The sequence below is a fragment of the Mariprofundus sp. KV genome (assembly GCF_013387475.1).
Taxonomy (GTDB): Bacteria; Pseudomonadota; Zetaproteobacteria; order Mariprofundales; family Mariprofundaceae; genus Mariprofundus.
Genome location: NZ_VWNB01000026.1, coordinates 1 through 804, shown reverse-complemented (window position 1 = coordinate 804; position 804 = coordinate 1). Strand labels below are relative to the sequence as shown.

The following is an 804-nucleotide window of genomic DNA, read 5'->3' as shown; positions in this document are numbered from 1 at the left end:
AACGCCTCACGGCGCGTCTTGCGACGCTTGTGATCGTATTCCGCTTCCGCAAAACTCAACTGATCCATAACTCCTCCTGTTCGGAGAAATTATACAGGAATCGACGAGTTATTCAGAGTATCCTTAGGACAAAACGTATCTAGGGAAATTTGCCCGACAACAATTAGGAAGAGTTGTCTTATTAATTGTTGTCCAAAAATGCACGTCACAATTTTGAGTGCATGTTTTCCTACTCAAAGTCCACTTTTTCAACCTCTATCAGGAGGCTGTCCTGAGTAAGCTTGTTTCAACAATTGAAAGCCGCACCTCATTCTTCTATAAACTATAGTTGTAAGAAATATGATACAGCCATACCTTTAGCCAACTAGGGAAAAGAGGATGACACATGGCAGATCAAAAGAAACCAGCATCAGTTAGTGCAATAAAGGTTAACCAATGGTTAACCGAATGGGATGAGGTGGACTTTAATTCAGAGTGTCACCGCAGTAAGCCAGAGCCTTTTTTCTATATGTTCTCCATGCCCGCTTCACAACTAAAGGCATTAAGTGGAATAAGCAGAAGAAGCACCAAAGACCGAAAACTCGGCCAGACAGAGCTTGGTATCCAGCGACTACATGAGGAAGGGCGCTCTAAAGAAATCAAAGAGTTTGTTCGCTATGGGTACCCGTGGTCTAGTTTAGAGTCTCCTCAAGAAGCCCTTTTTAACTTTTCACTCACCAACAGCAGTTGGCATAGGAAAAGGTTTCAAGTGTCGTAAGATGGCTCTGAAGCAACTCACGTATCTCTTCACATACTCACGCACAG

Annotated in this window: 1 protein-coding gene; it reads left to right on the top strand. The window is 43.2% G+C overall.

Going from position 1 to position 804, the window contains the following annotated elements; genetic code table 11:
- The first annotated feature begins 385 nt into the window (after positions 1–385).
- On the top strand, positions 386–757 hold the full coding sequence (locus F3F93_RS12340) for a hypothetical protein (RefSeq protein WP_176959504.1): 372 nt from the start codon (positions 386–388) through the stop codon (positions 755–757).
- The last annotated feature ends 47 nt before the right edge of the window (positions 758–804 follow it).

Coding starts and splice junctions, on each gene's coding strand:
- F3F93_RS12340 (WP_176959504.1), top strand. CDS start 386: ATGGCAGATCAAAAGAAACCAGCATCAGTTAGTGCAATAAAGGTTAAC.